The 16,417-nt window shown below is 56.3% G+C and carries 12 protein-coding genes; 9 read left to right on the top strand and 3 right to left on the bottom strand.

The window, feature by feature from the left end:
- Positions 1–11: 11 nt before the first annotated feature.
- Entirely contained in the window at positions 12–3,890 is a 3,879-nt protein-coding gene (purL, locus tag WDB70_RS10055; RefSeq protein ID WP_406663922.1) for a phosphoribosylformylglycinamidine synthase, read from the bottom strand.
- A gap of 129 nt (positions 3,891–4,019) precedes the next feature.
- Between purL and mltF the strand changes: the two genes are divergently transcribed.
- A complete protein-coding gene (mltF, locus tag WDB70_RS10060; RefSeq protein ID WP_406663923.1) occupies positions 4,020–5,462 on the top strand; it encodes a membrane-bound lytic murein transglycosylase MltF in 1,443 nt (480 codons plus the stop codon).
- Positions 5,463–5,524: 62 nt separating this feature from the next.
- The gene (locus tag WDB70_RS10065; protein ID WP_406663925.1) at positions 5,525–5,671 is read left to right on the top strand and encodes a hypothetical protein; all 147 of its coding nucleotides are present in this window, start codon (positions 5,525–5,527) and stop codon (positions 5,669–5,671) included.
- Here WDB70_RS10065 and tadA read toward each other — a convergent pair.
- Positions 5,650–6,159, bottom strand: a complete 510-nt coding sequence (tadA, locus tag WDB70_RS10070) for a tRNA adenosine(34) deaminase TadA (RefSeq protein ID WP_406663927.1) — start codon at positions 6,157–6,159, stop codon at positions 5,650–5,652. The genes WDB70_RS10065 and tadA overlap by 22 nt on opposite strands.
- A 107-nt stretch (positions 6,160–6,266) precedes the next feature.
- Between tadA and WDB70_RS10075 the strand changes: the two genes are divergently transcribed.
- The 6 genes from WDB70_RS10075 (at position 6,267) to WDB70_RS10100 (ending at position 12,318) form a co-directional block, all read left to right on the top strand.
- Complete coding sequence (locus WDB70_RS10075; RefSeq protein ID WP_406663929.1) at positions 6,267–7,097, top strand: mechanosensitive ion channel family protein; 831 nt, start codon at positions 6,267–6,269, stop codon at positions 7,095–7,097.
- 89 nt (positions 7,098–7,186) lie between these two features.
- Positions 7,187–8,221 (top strand): dihydroorotase, encoded by a 1,035-nt coding sequence (gene pyrC, locus WDB70_RS10080; RefSeq protein ID WP_406663931.1) that lies wholly within the window; start codon positions 7,187–7,189, stop codon positions 8,219–8,221.
- 100 nt (positions 8,222–8,321) lie between these two features.
- Positions 8,322–10,085: a gamma-glutamyltransferase gene (gene ggt / locus WDB70_RS10085; RefSeq protein ID WP_406668066.1), complete on the top strand. Its 1,764-nt coding sequence runs from the start codon at positions 8,322–8,324 to the stop codon at positions 10,083–10,085.
- Between the two features lie 128 nt (positions 10,086–10,213).
- Complete coding sequence (gene yjjX / locus WDB70_RS10090; protein ID WP_406663933.1) at positions 10,214–10,747, top strand: inosine/xanthosine triphosphatase; 534 nt, start codon at positions 10,214–10,216, stop codon at positions 10,745–10,747.
- Positions 10,748–10,751: 4 nt separating this feature from the next.
- The gene (gene yjjG, locus WDB70_RS10095) at positions 10,752–11,450 is read left to right on the top strand and encodes a pyrimidine 5'-nucleotidase (RefSeq protein WP_406663935.1); all 699 of its coding nucleotides are present in this window, start codon (positions 10,752–10,754) and stop codon (positions 11,448–11,450) included.
- 31 nt (positions 11,451–11,481) lie between these two features.
- Positions 11,482–12,318 carry an endo alpha-1,4 polygalactosaminidase gene (locus WDB70_RS10100; RefSeq protein WP_406663937.1) on the top strand — a complete coding sequence of 279 codons (837 nt, stop codon included), beginning with the start codon at positions 11,482–11,484 and terminating at the stop codon, positions 12,316–12,318.
- A 173-nt stretch (positions 12,319–12,491) separates the two neighbouring features.
- Here WDB70_RS10100 and WDB70_RS10105 read toward each other — a convergent pair whose 3' ends face one another.
- A complete protein-coding gene (locus WDB70_RS10105; RefSeq protein WP_406663939.1) occupies positions 12,492–13,394 on the bottom strand; it encodes an aspartyl/asparaginyl beta-hydroxylase domain-containing protein in 903 nt (300 codons plus the stop codon).
- 326 nt (positions 13,395–13,720) lie between these two features.
- Here WDB70_RS10105 and WDB70_RS10110 point away from each other — a divergent pair, with 326 nt between their 5' ends.
- Positions 13,721–16,378 carry a M16 family metallopeptidase gene (locus tag WDB70_RS10110; protein ID WP_406663941.1) on the top strand — a complete coding sequence of 886 codons (2,658 nt, stop codon included), beginning with the start codon at positions 13,721–13,723 and terminating at the stop codon, positions 16,376–16,378.
- Positions 16,379–16,417: the final 39 nt, after the last annotated feature.

The raw sequence follows: 16,417 nt of genomic DNA on the forward strand, positions 1-16,417 counted from the left end.
GGGGCTTTTTATTAACCCACAAACTTGCGGGCGTTTTGGAACATGCGCATCCAGGGGCTGTTTTCGCCCCAGTTGTCCGGGTGCCAGGAGTGGGCGATGGTGCGGTGTACCCGCTCCGGGTGCGGCATCATAATGGTGGCACGGCCATCACGGCTGGTCAGGGCGGCAATACCAGCCGGGGAACCATTGGGGTTCAGCGGGTATTGTTCGGTGACCTGGCCGTGGTTATCGACGTACCGGGCAGCCACCAGGCCAGCCTGTTGCAGGCTTGCCAGGTGTGCATCGTCACGGCATTCGGCGCGGCCTTCGCCATGGGATACGGCGATGGGCAGCCGCGCTCCTGCCATTTCGGTAAACAATACCGACGGCGTTGATTCCAGCAGCAAAGTAGCCACCCGGCCTTCGAAACGCTCGGATTTGTTGGTGACAAACCGAGACCACTGCTCGGCACCAGGGATAATATCCTTGAGGTTGGACATCATCTGGCAGCCGTTACAGATCCCCAGAGAGAAGCTGTCCTGGCGGGCAAAAAAGGCCTCAAATACTGCACGGGCACGGGCGTTGAAAAGAATGGACTTGGCCCAGCCTTCACCAGCCCCCAGTACGTCGCCGTAAGAGAAGCCGCCACAAGCGGCAAGACCCTGCATCTGGCTGAGATCTTCACGGCCAGCCAGAATGTCCGACATATGCACATCAACGGCCTTGAAGCCGGCACGAGTAAAGGCAGCGGCCATTTCCTGCTGGGAGTTAACCCCTTGCTCACGCAAAATGGCGACTGCCGGGCGAATACCTTTGAGAATATAGGGCGCCGCCACGTCTTCATGCAGATCAAAAGGCACTACCGGGTTGATGCCCGGATCGCTGTCATCGGTTTTCAGAGCCCACTCTTGGCTAACGCAATCGGGGTTATCCCGCATCAGCTGCATCTGGTGGGTCGTTTCCGCCCAGATAGCACGGTAATGACCACGGCTGTTGGCCAGTACTGTCTGGCCATGGTGGTAAACGCGGATCTGATCGTCATCGTTAGGGTGACCAATATCATGCACTAACGGTTCAATACCGTGGCGGGCAAAGGTGGCCATCACCGCCGTCAGATCGCTGTCACGCACCTGCACCACCGCACCCAGCTCTTCATTGAACAGTGCCGCCATGGCATCGTCGCCGAGGGTGCTGATCTTTAAGTCCACCCCACAGTGGCCGGCAAAGGCCATTTCCGTCGCGGTGACAAACAGGCCACCGTCAGAACGATCGTGATAAGCCAGCAGCTGCCCTTCAGCCACCAACGCCTGCATGGCATTAAAGAAGCCTTTGAAAGCTGCGACATCATCCAAATCCGGAGTGTCAGTACCGAGCTGGCGGGTTACCTGCGCCAGACAGCTACCGCCCAGGCGCTGCTGGCCGGCCGCCAGGTCAATCAGCAACAGACGGCTGGCCCCTTGATCGGTGCGCAGCATCGGCGTGACGGTACGGCGCACGTCCTCAACACGGGCAAAGGCGGTAACCACCAGGCTCAGCGGCGCTGTTACCGTGCCATCCTGCCACTGGGTTTTCATGGACATGGAGTCCTTACCCACCGGAATGGTGATCCCCAACTCTGGGCACAGCTCTTCACCCACGGCTTTAACGGCTTCGTACAGGCCGGCATCTTCACCGGGGTGGCCGGCGGCCGCCATCCAGTTGGCTGACAGCTTAATGTGCTTGAGCGAGCCTATCTGGGTGCCGGCGATATTGGTCAAACTCTCCGCGACAGCCAGCCGCGCCGAGGCTCCATGGTTCAGCAGCGCCACCGGGGTGCGCTCGCCCATGGCCATGGCTTCGCCGTAGTAGCTGTCAAAGCTGGCCGCGGTCACCGCGCAGTCGGCTACCGGTATTTGCCAGGGGCCAACCATTTGATCGCGGGCAGTAAGGCCACCCACGGAACGGTCGCCGATGGTGATCAGGAAAGTTTTTTCCGCCACTGTCGGCAACCGCAACAGCCGCTCGGCCGCTTCGGCCAGGCTGATGTCGAAGTTCAGGGCATTACCCGGTGCCTGCTGGCTTTGCACGATGCGGTGCATTTTCGGCGGCTTACCCAGCAATACCGACAACGGCAAATCAATGGGGGTATTGCCAAAATGCTGGTCGCTCAAGCGCAGGGTTTTCTCGGCGGTTGCCTCCCCTACCACGGCAAAAGGTGCCCGCTCACGCGCACAAATCGCTTCAAACAGCGCCAGTTTGTCGGCCGGCACCGCCAGCACGTAACGCTCCTGGGATTCATTACACCAGATGGCCAGCGGGCTCATGCCCGGCTCGTCGTTGGGCACCTTACGCAGTTCAAACTGGCCACCGCGATCGCCATCACTGACCAGCTCCGGGAAAGCATTGGACAAGCCACCGGCGCCGACATCGTGAATAAAGCAGATGGGGTTGTCGCTACCGAGCTGCCAGCAGCGGTCAATGACTTCCTGACAACGGCGCTCGATTTCCGGGTTGTCTCGCTGTACCGAGGCAAAATCCAGCTCTTCGGCCGATTGCCCGGAGGTCATGGATGACGCGGCACCGCCACCCAGGCCGATATTCATGGCCGGGCCGCCGAGCACAATCAGCTTGGCACCAACCGGGATCTCGCCTTTTTGAACATGTTCTTCACGGATGTTGCCAAGGCCACCGGCCAGCATAATGGGCTTGTGGTAGCCACGCACTTCCTCACCGTTGAAGGAATTGACCTTTTCTTCATAGGTACGGAAGTAACCCAGCAGCGCCGGGCGGCCGAATTCGTTGTTAAAAGCAGCGCCGCCCAGTGGCCCTTCGATCATGATATCAAGGGCGCTGACAATCCGTTCCGGTTTGCCAAAATCCTCTTCCCAGGGTTGTTCAAAACCGGGGATACGCAGGTTGGAAACACTAAAACCCGTCAGCCCTGCTTTCGGGCGGGCGCCGACACCCGTGGCGCCTTCATCGCGGATCTCACCGCCTGAGCCGGTGGCTGCCCCCGGGAAGGGAGAAATAGCGGTGGGGTGGTTATGGGTTTCCACCTTCATCAGGATGTGGATCGGTTCCTGATGGAACTGGTATTCGCCACTTTGGCCATCCGGGAAAAAGCGCCCGGCGGTGGAGCCGGTCATCACAGCAGCATTATCTTTGTAGGCGGACAGTACATAATCCGGAGTCTGCTCGAAGGTGTTTTTGATCATCTTGAACAGCGATTTGGGCTGCACAACACCGTCGATGGTCCAGTCGGCATTGAAAATCTTGTGGCGGCAATGCTCAGAGTTAGCCTGGGCGAACATGTACAGTTCAATATCGTTGGGGTTACGGCCCAGCGCCTGGAAGTTATCAACCAGGTAGTCGATTTCATCCTCGGCCAGAGCCAGGCCCATGCGCAGGTTGGCTTCGGCCAGCGCCTGACGGCCCTGGCCAAGTACATCAATGCTGGCCAGCGGCGCCGGCTCGGCATGCTCGAATAACACCTCGGCCTCGGTTTCATCACCAAGCACCGCTTCTACCATGCGGTCATGGACCAAGGCGGCAAAAATACGCTGTTCATCTTCGCTCAGGGCAACATCCAGCTCGTAGACCACGCCCCGCTCCAGCCGCAATACCGCCGCCAGATCACAGTTATGGGCAATATCGGTGGCTTTTGATGACCAGGGCGATATGGTGCCGGGCCGCGGTACTACCACGAAGCGGCTGCCGCTAAGCGACTCGGCGCTGGCATCCGGGCCGTATTTCAACAGCTGCACCAGGCGCTGCTGCTGTTGTTCATCCAGTGGTTTGCTTACTTCTGCAAAGTGCACATAACGGGCACTGATGCGGCCAATACTCAGGCCGGCACTGGCGCTGGTGGCCAGCAGTTTTTGCAGTCGAAAATCAGAAAGCGCGGGGGCACCTGGCAGGATTTGAACGGGCATGGATCACCTGGCAAAACGAGGGAATTCTCGGGGCCGGGATTATAGAGGAAAAACGTTTGCTTTCCCATCGAGACAAGGGTCGAATTTCGTGCTTTTACTAACATCTGTTATAAACGCCAGCAGATGATCATGAACTCCAGATTCAAGCGAGGCCTCTGGCCAATCATGCTGCTCATCCTGGTCGCTTGCCAGGATCAGACGCCGCGGGCGCCGGAAGAGAGCAACCAACTGGAACGCATCCTCAGCCGTGGCGAGCTGCGGGTCGGCACCCGTTATTCTGACACCACCTATTATGAAGGGGCCAACGGCCCGGCCGGCCTGGATTATGAACTGGCGGCCATGTTTGCCGATTATCTCGGCGTCAAACTGGTGATCAAACCCAGCTATTCGCTGGCCGAGCTGTTCCCGAAACTGGAGCAGGGCCAGTACGATCTATTAGCCGCCGGCCTGACCGTGACCCCGGAACGGCGCAAGCATTTTCGTTTTTCCCCGGCTTACGAGGCGGTCAGCCAAAAGCTGGTGTATAAACGTGGCAACCCCCGCCCCCGTGACTTTGACGACCTGCACGGCAGCCTGATGGTCATGGCCTTTTCCGCCCATGCCGAGCAACTGGCCAAGGCCGCCAAAAAGCACCCGGACTTAAAGTGGACCGAAACCTCCGACATGGACTCGGACGAACTTTTGCAGCAGGTGCTGGCCGGTAACCTCAACTACACCATTGCCGACTCCAATAACCTGGCGCTGAACCGGCGTTTTTACCCGGATCTGATGGTTGGCTTCACTGTGGCTCAGGAGCAGCCGGTCGCCTGGGCCTTTGCCAAAACCAACGATGACAGCCTTTACGCGGCGCTTATTGAGTTTTTCGGGGAAATGGCCAAAGAAGGGGTCATAGCCCGGTTGGAAGAAAAATACTTCGGCCACGTACGTACCTTCGATTATGTCGACACCCGTTCATTCATCCGTGCCGCCGACCACAAACTGGCGCGCTACCGTCAGGATTTTAAAAAGTACTCTGGAAGCTTTGACTGGCGGCTGCTGGCCGCCATGAGCTACCAGGAGTCACACTGGAATCCCAGTGCCACCTCCGTTACCGGCGTACGCGGGCTGATGATGCTGACGTTGGATACCGCTGACTATCTGGGCATTGATAACCGCCTGGACCCGAAACAGGCCATTCGTGGCGGCGCTGCTTACCTGCATATTCTTTATGACCGATTGCCAGACAGCATTCCCGACGATGAACGCATCTGGTTCGCCATGGCCGCCTATAACGTTGGCGAGGGCCATGTACTGGATGCCCGGCGCATTACCCAGTCTCGTGGTGGTGACCCTAACGCCTGGGCCGATGTGAAAGAAAACCTGCCGCTGTTACGTAAAAAGGCCTGGTACAGCAAAACCCGCCACGGCTATGCCCGCGGCGATGAGCCGGTCAAATATGTGGATAACATCCGCCGTTACTATGAAACCCTGGTCTGGCTTGACCAGCAGCGTAGCGAGCAGCAAAACAAGGAACAGCAACAAGTGGCGCAGCAGGACGACCAGCCAGACGACAAGGTAGCGCCGGATGAATGAGATAAAATCGTCATAAAGTGGGGCTAGGCTGGCAGCGAATAGCCTTTGAAGAAGGAGCTGCAATGAAAAAGCGCACCAACAACACTGCGGCGGCAAACCGTGGTCACGACTGGCGCCGCCACCTGCAACGCAAGCGCCACCACCGGCGCAATTTACACCGTGCCCGGGTATATGCCTTGATTCAGGATCAATCCGGCGAAGGTGTCTGAGCAGCTTTCTGGGCCTTTTTTTCTGCCCGGCGCTGTTGGAAGAAGGCGCTAAGGCGCTGCCCACACTCATCACCCAAGATCCCACCAAGCACCGCCAGCTGGTGATTCAACTGCGGGTGGCGGGTAATGTCCATCACCGAACCGGCGGCACCGGTTTTGGCATCAAAGGCACCAAACACCAAACGCCGTACCCGGCCATGCACCATGGCGCCGGCACACATCGCGCAGGGTTCAAGAGTGACATACAATGTAGTATCCAGTAGCCGGTAATTGCCAAGCTTGGCGCCCGCAGCGCGCAGGGCCAGCATTTCTGCATGGGCACTGGGGTCATTGCGGGTGATCACCTGATTGAAGCCTTCCGCCACCAGTTGCTCATCCAGCACCACAACCGCCCCCACAGGCACTTCGCCAGCCGCAGCCGCCTGCTCGGCCAATGCCATGGCCTGGCGCATCCAGTAATGGTCTCGAGATTGTTCAGACGTATTCATCACCGGCAATTATACTGATGGACGCCCGCTGCTGACCAGCAGTTGACGCCGACAGCAAGATTGGGTGAACTGCATTTAATAACCGCACTGACGAAGGAAACGACAACATGATAACTCTGCAAGACGCGGACAAATACGCGGACCGCGCCATTGAGCTGGTCATAGCCTACGCCCCCAAGGTGGTGCTGGCCATTATTGTACTGCTGGTTGGCCTGTGGCTGATCCGCGGCGTTACCAAGCTCATGGACAAGGCCCTGGAAAAACGCGGTGTGGAAATCACCTTGCGCCATTTTCTGTGCAGCATGAGCGGCATCAGCCTGAAAGTGCTGCTATTGATTTCCGTAGCATCGCTGGTGGGTATTGCCACCACCTCTTTCGTTGCGGTAGTCGGTGCCGCCGGCCTGGCCATTGGCCTGGCATTGCAAGGCAGCCTGGCAAACTTCGCCGGGGGTGTGCTGATTTTGCTGTTCCGCCCCTTCAAGGTGGGAGACTTCATTGAAGGCGCCGGTCATTCCGGCACCGTCAAGGAAATTCAGATCTTCAACACCATCATGACCACGCCGGACAACAAGCGGGTGATCATCCCTAACGCCAAGCTGTCCAACGAGAGCCTGACCAACTACAGCGCTGAAGCTACCCGCCGGGTCGACTTTGTGTTTGGTGTTGGCTACGGCTCGGACATTGATACCGTCAAGAGCACCTTGCGCGAAGTGCTGGCCGCCGATGAGCGTATTCTCAGCGAACCGGCACCCATGGTGGTGCTGTCGGCGCTGGCTGACAGCTCGGTGAACTTTACCGTGCGGGCCTGGGTCAATGCCGCCGATTACTGGCCGGTATTCTTTGATACCCAGGAAAAGGTGAAAAAGCTGTTCGATACCAAAGGTATCGAAATCCCTTTCCCACAACGGGATGTGCATTTATACAACCACAACGACTGACCCTGACCCCGGCCATGCCGGGGTTTTTTATTCAGGCCGGCGCGCCGCTGCGCTAGAATAGCGAGACGTTTTACCTGCCCGAGACTGCCATGACTGACCGCCTGACCCTGACCCGCCCTGACGACTGGCACCTGCACCTGCGTGACGGTGCCGTGCTGGCTGATACTGTTGCAGCCACCGCCCGGCAGATGGGCCGGGCGATCATCATGCCGAACCTGCAACCGCCGGTGGTCAACGCCGAACAGGCCGAGGCTTACCGCCAGCGTATTCTGGCGCAGCGGCCAGCGGCAACACACTTCCAGCCGCTGATGGTGTTGTACCTGACGGATAACACTACCCCCGAGATGATCCACGCTGCCAAGGCCAGCGGCCAGGTGGTGGCAGTAAAGTTGTATCCGGCCGGCGCCACCACCAATTCCGACTCCGGTGTTACCGACCTGGGTAAGCTCGATGCGGTATGCAGCGCCCTGAGCGAGTGCAATATGCCGCTATTGGTCCATGGTGAAGTCACCCACAGTGATGTTGATATTTTTGACCGCGAGAAAGCCTTTTTGGACACTGTGCTGGCACCGCTGGTGGCCCGCCACCCGCAACTTAAAGTGGTGGTAGAGCACATTACCACCCGTGATGCCGCCGAGTTTGTACAAAGCCATGGTGATAACGTCGGTGCCACCATTACCGTCCAGCACCTGGCCTATAACCGTAATCATATGCTGGTCGGTGGTATCCGCCCGCACCTCTATTGCCTGCCCATATTGAAACGCAACCTGCACCAGCAGGCGCTGCAAGACGCTGTGGTATCCGGTTCACATAAATTTTTCCTCGGCACCGATTCAGCGCCCCATGCCCGCGGCGCCAAAGAAAGTGCCTGTGGCTGCGCCGGCTGTTTCAGTGCTTATGCCGCCATTGAGCTGTATGCAGAAATTTTTGAGGACTTGGGCGTACTCGACAAACTGGAAGCCTTTGCCAGCTTTCACGGCGCCGACTTCTACGGCCTGCCCCGGAACCCTGACCAGATCACTCTGGAAAAAAACTCCTGGACTGCCCCTCAGACTCTGACCTTTGGCGACGACGTTATCGTACCGCTGCGCGCCGGTGAAACACTGCGCTGGAAACTGGTCTGAGTCACAGACTGGAGCAAATGCGATCTCCGGCCAATGGCATCACGCCATTGGCCTTGATATAACGGGGGGACTTTCTCTACAGGGACCGATCATGATCCGTATGCGACATTTGCTGTTGAGCCCCCTGCTGGCTCTGATGTTTGCCTCTGTTTTGCCCGTTCGGGCAGCCTCTTTGCCGCCGGTTGAAGCCCGCCATGGCATGGTGGTATCGGCCCAGAAACTGGCCTCCGAAGCCGGCGTGAAAATTCTCAAAATGGGTGGTAATGCCGTTGATGCCGCCGTGGCTGTTGGCTATGCCCAGGCGGTGGTCAACCCCTGCTGTGGCAACATCGGCGGTGGTGGTTTTATGACCCTGCACCTGGCTGACGGTAGCGACCATTTTATCGACTTTCGGGAAATGGCCCCGGCCGCAGCCAGCGCCAAAATGTATCAGGATAAAAACGGTAACCTGATCCCCCACGCCAGCACTCTTGGCTGGGGCGCCGTAGGCGTGCCCGGCACCGTAGCCGGTATGGAAATGGCCCTGAAAAAATACGGCTCCGGTAAGCTGACCCGGGCGCAGATCATGGCCCCGGCCATCAAACTGGCTCGCGACGGCTTTATTCTGACCCGCGGCGACACTGACGTTATCGACACCAGCCTCGGCAAAATGCGCGGTGACGCCCAGGCAAAAAAAATCTTTTTGCGCCCGGACGGTTCACCACTGCAACCCGGTGACCGACTGGTACAAAAAGCCCTGGCCAAGACCCTTGAAGCCATTGCCAAGCACGGCCCAGATGCCTTTTACAAAGGCCAGTTACCGAAAACCATCGCCGCGGCGGCCCAGGCCAACGGTGGCTACCTCAGCGCTAAAGACTTTGCCAATTACGTAGCCAAGGAACGTACCCCGGTGCGTTGCAGCTACCGGGGTTATGACTTTATTTCAGCACCACCGCCCAGCTCCGGCGGTATTACCATGTGCGAGATCCTCAACATTGTTGAGGGTTATGACCTCAAGTCCATGGGCTACGGCTCTGCCGATGCGGTGCACTACACCGTTGAAGCCATGCGCCATGCCTATGTTGACCGCAACAGCCTGCTGGGTGACCCGGATTATGTACAGATCCCCAGAAAGCGCTTGCTCAGCAAAGCCTATGCTGCCGAGATCCGTAAACATATCGACCCGGTCAAAGCGACGCCGTCATCAGCACTAGCCGCCGGTACACCGCCCCATGAAAAGCCGCAAACCACCCACTATTCGGTGATTGACCAGGCCGGTAACGCGGTGTCGACCACCTACACCATCAATGGCCGTTTCGGTGGCGGCGTCATGGCACCCGGTGCCGGTTTCTGGCTGAACGATGAAATGGACGACTTCACCTCGAAAGTGGGCGCCCGCAACATGTTCGGGCTGGTGCAGGGTAAAGCCAACGCCATTGCCCCGGGTAAACGGCCGCTGTCGTCCATGTCTCCGACCATCGTCACCAAAAACGGCAAAACCTTCATGGTAGTCGGCTCGCCCGGTGGCTCGCGGATCATCACCATTACCCTCAACACGGTGATGAACGTGATTGATTACGGCATGAATATGCAACAGGCCGTCAATGCCCCGCGTATTCACATGCAGTGGCTGCCGGACGCGGTATTTTATGAAACCCGCGGCTTGTCGCCCGATACTCTGAAGATCCTGCGCCAGCGCGGTTACAAGATGGTTGAACAACCGCCCTGGGGCGCTGCTGAAGCCATCATGGTAGGCCTGCCCGGCATGTTTAAAGGTAAAGATTCAACGGTATCTGACGCATCCGTATCCGGGAAAATTCGCCCCGGCTTCTACTACGGTGCCAGTGATGCCCGGCGCCCGCAGGGGGCCGCCATTGGCTACTGACAAAAAAGGTTACTGATAAAACGCCCCCCATTCGGGGGCTTTTTTGTCAGAGCAATACGCCGTCTGTGGCTGGCCGCCAGCACCACGGCTGCGATAAGCTTGGGCCAGATTCAGCCAGACAAGTGATTATGCGCACGTCCTTAACCATTGTGGTGGGCTCCACCAATCCGGTAAAAATCGCCGCCGCCAAGACAGCCCTGGCGGCGTTTTTCCCCGACAGCAGTATTACCTGTCAGGGCATCGACGCCCCCTCGGGAGTACCGGACCAACCGATGAGTGATGCCGACACCCGCCAGGGCGCTCTGAACCGGCTGCATTATTGCCAGCAGCACAAGGCGGCCGATTTTTACGTGGCCATTGAAGGTGGTGTCGATAAACTGGCCGATGGCCCGGCGACCTTTGCTTACGTGGCGATTGCCGATGCCAAGCAACGTTCGGTTGGCCGCAGCGCCAGCCTGCCGCTGCCAGAGAGTGTCTATCAGGCGCTGGCCGCCGGCGAAGAGCTCGGTGACGTCATGGATCGGCTGTTCGGTACCAGCAACATCAAGCAGCAATGTGGCGCCATTGGCCTGCTAACCGGCCATCAGGCAACCCGAGAAAGCACCTACATACTGGCGCTAACACTGGCCTTTGCCCCCTTTCTACACCCAGACCGCTACTGACCTTATGCCTTACCAATGGATCATCTTTGACGCCGACGAAACCCTGTTCCGCTTCGATGCCTTTCGCGGCCTGCAAACCCTGTTTGCCGATTTTGGCGTTCACTTTACCGAACAGCATTACCAGGACTACCAAGCCATTAACCAGCCCCTGTGGCAGGCCTACCAGGACGGTCAGATCAGTGCACGCGAGCTGCAACACCGCCGTTTTGCCCACTGGGGGGCGCAGCTGGATATCAGCCCCGGCATTCTCAACAGTGCCTTTATTCAAACCATGGCCGATATTTGCCAGCCACTACCCGGCGCCCATGAGTTACTTAATGCCCTTAAAGGTCGGGTGCAGATGGCTATTATCACCAACGGCTTTACTGAATTGCAGCAAACACGGCTGGAACGCACCGGCTTGGCGACGCATTTTGATGCTCTGGTGATTTCCGAGCAGGTTGGCGTTGCCAAACCTGACAAGGCTATTTTCGATCACGCCCTGGCCGCCATGGGTGAGCCTGAGCGCCAGCGCGTACTGATGGTTGGCGATAATCCGCACGCCGACATTAAAGGTGGCCAAAATGCCGGCCTGCAAACCTGCTGGCTCAATGCCGACGGCGCGCCCCGCCCAGAGGGGGTAAAACCTGACCATGAAGTGGCCTCACTCAGTCAGTTACAGGCGCTGCTGTTTAGTCAAGACAAAATCCCCGCCCCCGGCTAGGCTTGTTACGGTGGCAGCGGCGGGCATGCACATGAAGAAAATCGGACTGTTAAGTATATTGCTGTTGGTAGGCTGTAAAGGCACCGGCAGTGATACCGCCAATAACACCACTGATTTTGGCCCACCGCCGGTAACCGAGGGGCGCTGGCTACGCCCAACACCCGATACCGACTGGCAAATTCAGCTCAGCGGCCCCCTTAACAGCCAATACCAGGTGGCGCTCTACGACGTTGATCTGTTTGATACCACAGCGGCTCAGATCCAGCATTTGCAGGCTTCGGGCCGGCAGGTGATCTGCTACTTTTCGGCCGGCACCTGGGAAAACTGGCGGCCTGATGCGAGCCAGTTCCGCACTGCCGATATTGGCTATGCACTGGCTAACTGGCCCAACGAGTACTGGCTGAACATCAACTCACCGGCGGTACTGGCGCTGATGCAAGCGCGGCTGCAACTGGCAGCCGACAAAGGCTGCGATGGCGTAGACCCGGACAATAGCGACGGTTACAGCCAAAGCAGCGGCTTTAATATTGATGACAGTGACCAGCTGCGCTTTAACCGTACCTTGGCCAACAGCGCCCACCAACTGGGCCTGTCGGTGGGGCTGAAAAACGATCTCCAGCAGGTAACCGAACTGGTGGATTATGTGGATTTTGCCATTAATGAAAGCTGCTTCAGCCTAGGCGAATGTGATTTATTAGCGCCCTTTTTGCGCCAACAAAAGCCCGTTTTTAATATCGAATACGCCAGCCAGTACCGAAACGACAGCAATGCCCGCCAGCGCCTGTGTACTACCGCTCGCCAGGCTGGCATTAAAACCCTTATCTTGCCCCGCCAGCTCAACGACAGCTTTCGTTACAGCTGTCAGTAAAGACATTCTTTAAGAGCGTGCCGAGCCACTCGTCGAAATATCGGATTCGTTTTATATTGTTACTTTTATCATATTTTAAAAATTAACAACATGGATGAAAATTAGTGACAAAAGACAACTCTATTGGATACTGCAAATCCATAACAATATGAAAAAAGCAATATGCAAATAACTCAGAAAAATATAAGGAAAATCATTCCAATATAAAAGCCATACTGAATAAAGTTATAAAGTGGTTTATTGATTCCCTTTAACTTTCTAACCCAATTCCTAATTTTAAAAACATAATGAAACGCTTTATTTATAACACCAACTTTATCGCCCTTCATATTTTTAGTGGCAGATGCCGCCATTAGCGTATAGGACAATATTTCATTAAACCAGTCAATAATGACAAATCTCACTGGTCTTTTAATATCTAGAAAGAGGATAATTCGGTTTTCATTGGTATTATTCTCCGCATGATGAATATAGGTTTCATCAAAAATAACTGACTCACCATCTTTCCAGCAATATTTTTGACCATCGACTACTATATTGCACTCTTCTGAGTTTGGCGTAACCAAGCCCAGATGGTAACGCAAAGAGCCAGCGTAAGGATCTCTATGCTCACCGAGACGAGAGCCCGGTGGTAGCATCGTAAAAACAGCAGCCTTTACACTTGGAATTGTTGATAATAACTCGACCGTTTTTGGACAAAGCTGCTGAGCAGATTTTAAATTGGTGCCACCATACCATTTCAAATAAAATCGTTTCCAGCCTGTCCTGAAGAAAGAATTAAAACCCAGATCATCAAGATCGTCTGATGCTTTAATTTGTGCTGCTGCATTAAGAGATAACGCTTCATCACGAATCATCTCCCAGTTTTCATCAATCACTCTTAATTCAGGGAAGTTTTTAACATCAACAAAGGGAGTGTTTTTAATACTGGAGAACAAATAGAAAACACAATTTATAGGTGCAAGCAAATTAGCATGATCTGTAATTTTACGGAGCAATTTACCATGCTGAACAACGCCGCGATTTTGTACATAAATGCCACATAACACAAAGACAATGAAAACTACTGAGCCCATTCCCTATCCATAAAAGCATCTATTTATGACGCTCTACTATAGCAAATTTATCTTAGAAGCCATCATAAAAGTTGCTGCGTTGTACTCTGCTTTTAAAGCATTCCTGACCATGACCACTGGCAATAACCGCCCACATGTAGCCAGTTGCAATTAAAATGTTGCATTTGAGTATAAAAACATTTCAGGATATTTCTACAGACCGCTTCAGCCTTTTACTGCAGACGCCAGAGGTGTATCACAAATAAGCGCAGCTGCATGTGCACTGCGCCAACTTTGAGAATCGCTTCCCCTCTCGGCGATCCTTTCAGTAACAAAAGGATGGATACATGAAGCAATTGGCAACGCTGGCCGGCACTATCGCGCTGGCCCTGGGTACCATGGGCAGTGCCCAGGCCCATGATCAGGATGTCACCCGCGCCACACTGAAAAATGGCCTGAGGGTGGTAATTGTTGAAGACAAACTGGCGCCGGTGGTCACCACCCAGGTCAACTACCGCGCCGGTGGTAACGACGTGCCGGCAGGCTTTCCCGGTACCGCTCACGCTGTAGAACACATGATGTTCCGCGGCAGCCCAGGGCTGAGTAAAGATCAGATCTCGGCCTTGGCCGCCAACATGGGCGGCAATTTCAATGCCGAAACCCGCGAAGACTCCACCCGTTACTACTTCACCGTGCCCAAGCAGGATCTGGACGTGGCACTGCGTATTCATGCCATTCGCATGCGCTCGGTGAATATGAAAGCCAAAGAATGGGAAGACGAACGTGGCGCCATTGAGCAGGAAGTATCCCGCGACATGTCCAGCCCGGTATTCAAGGCTCTGACACAACTGCGCCAGAACCTCTATAAAGGCACCCCATACGAACATACGCCGCTGGGTACCCGTGACTCCTTTGATAAAACCACCGCCAAGGCGCTGAAGCACTATCACGACACCTGGTACACGCCCAACAATGCGGTACTGGTGATTGCCGGTGATGTGAACCCGCAAAAGACCCTCAAAGAGGTGAAGTCACTGTTTGCCTCCATTCCCAGCAAAGCGGTGCCCAAACAGCCGGCGTTTCACTTCCAGCCGGTCAAAGCCCAGCATGTAGCCATGGATACTGACACACCGTACGGTTTTGAAGTTCGCGCCTACCGGATGCCGGGCCTGCGTGACGCCGATTACGCCACTGCGCTGGTGATGAGTGAAGCCATGGGTTCCAAACGTGGCGCCCTAGTAGGCATGGGCATGGATGGTACCGCCCTGGCAGGGGCTTTTAGCACCCAATTCCTGCCGCACGCCGGTATCGGCTATGCCATTGGTATTTTCCCCAAAGGCGGTAATGTCAGCGCCATTGATAAGCGCATGCAAAGCATTGTTGCCAACGCCGCCAGCAAGGGGATCAACCCAGCCCTGGTAGCGGCCGCCAAACGCAAAGCCATCGCTGACCTCGAGTACGCGAAAAACTCAGTGGCTGGCCTTGCCAATGCTTGGTCTGATGCCCTGGTGCAGCAACAGTTAAGCTCGCCGGCCGAGATCCGTGACGCCATAGCCAAAGTGACACCTGCCGAGGTGAACGCCATGGCCGCGAAAATTTTCTCGCAACCGGCAGTAACCGCCACCCTGACCCCAGCCAGCTCAGGCAAGGCCGTTGCCAGCAAAGGCTTTGGTGGCGCCGAAAGCTTTGCCTCCAGCCCCAACAGTGCGGTAACGCTGCCCAAATGGGCCCAGGCCTCTTTTGCCAAGCTGAGCGTGCCGCAATCCACCATTAAACCCGCTGACTTTCACCTGGCTAACGGCCTGCGGGTCATTGTGCAGCCGGAGTCGGTGAGCAATACCGTCTACATCTCCGGTAGTATCAACACCAACGAAGATATGCAGGCCAAACCCGGCCAGGAAGGCATTTCCAACGTACTGGACGGCCTGTTCCGCTTTGGCCCTGAAGGCACTAACCGCCTGCAATTCCAGGCGGCACTCGACAGCATCGCCGCCCACGAGTCGGCCGGTAGTGACTTCAGCCTGGCCACCCCGGCCAAGCACTTTGATGAAGGCATGAAGCTGCTGGCCGCCAATGAACTGCACCCGGCCCTGCCGGAGCGCGCCTTCAAGATTGTGCAGCGCCAGACCGCGGGCATGATGGCCGGGCTGATGCAATCGCCAAGTTTCATCAACAGCCTGCACCTGAAAACCGCGCTGCTGCCCAAAGGTGACCCGGCGCTGCGCCACGCCACGCCGCAAACCGTAATGGGCCTGAAGTACAGCGACATCAAGCAGTACTACGCCAACACCTTCCGCCCAGACATGACCACCATCGTCGTGGTGGGTAACGTCACGCCAGAAAAAGCCAAGGCTGTGGTGAGCAAATACTTTGGCCACTGGCAGGCCAAAGGGCCGAAGCCGAATATCGATTACCCGGCCGTGCCCAATAACAAAGCGGCACAATTCAACACCCCGAACCGCAGCGCCGTGCAAGACAGTGTCGATATGGCGCAGATGGTACAAGTGACCGACCACGATCCGGCTCGCTACGCCCTGTATTTGGGTAATAAAGTGCTCGGTGGTGGTTTCTATGCCTCACGCCTGTACCGTGACCTGCGGGAAAAATACGGCCTGGTCTACACCGTCGGCTCTGGCTTTAACCTGTCGAAAACCCGTGGCGGCTATTCGGTACGCTTTGGTTGTGACCCGGATAAAGTGGCGCAAGCCAGCGATCTGGTCGTCAGCAACCTCAAACGTATGCAAAAAGAACCCGTCACGCCGGTGGAGCTGAAGCAGGCCAAGGGCATTATGCTGCGCCAGATCCCATTGGGTGAGTCCAGCTTTGGTGCCATTGCTCGCCAGTTACTGGGGCTGTCGCAAGAAGGCAAACCGCTCAATGCCATGCATCAGGCAGCTGAAGCCTACTACCGCCTGAGCGCCAAAGACGTGCAACAAGCCTACGCCAAGTACATCCGCCCGGATGACTTTGTAACGGCGGTCAAAGGCCCTGCCCCTAAAGCCTAAGCCGCACTAACACCCTCAATGATTAAGCCGACTGCGCGC

Source organism: Gallaecimonas aegicerasi, assembly GCF_045291545.1.
Lineage (GTDB): Bacteria > Pseudomonadota > Gammaproteobacteria > Enterobacterales > Gallaecimonadaceae > Gallaecimonas.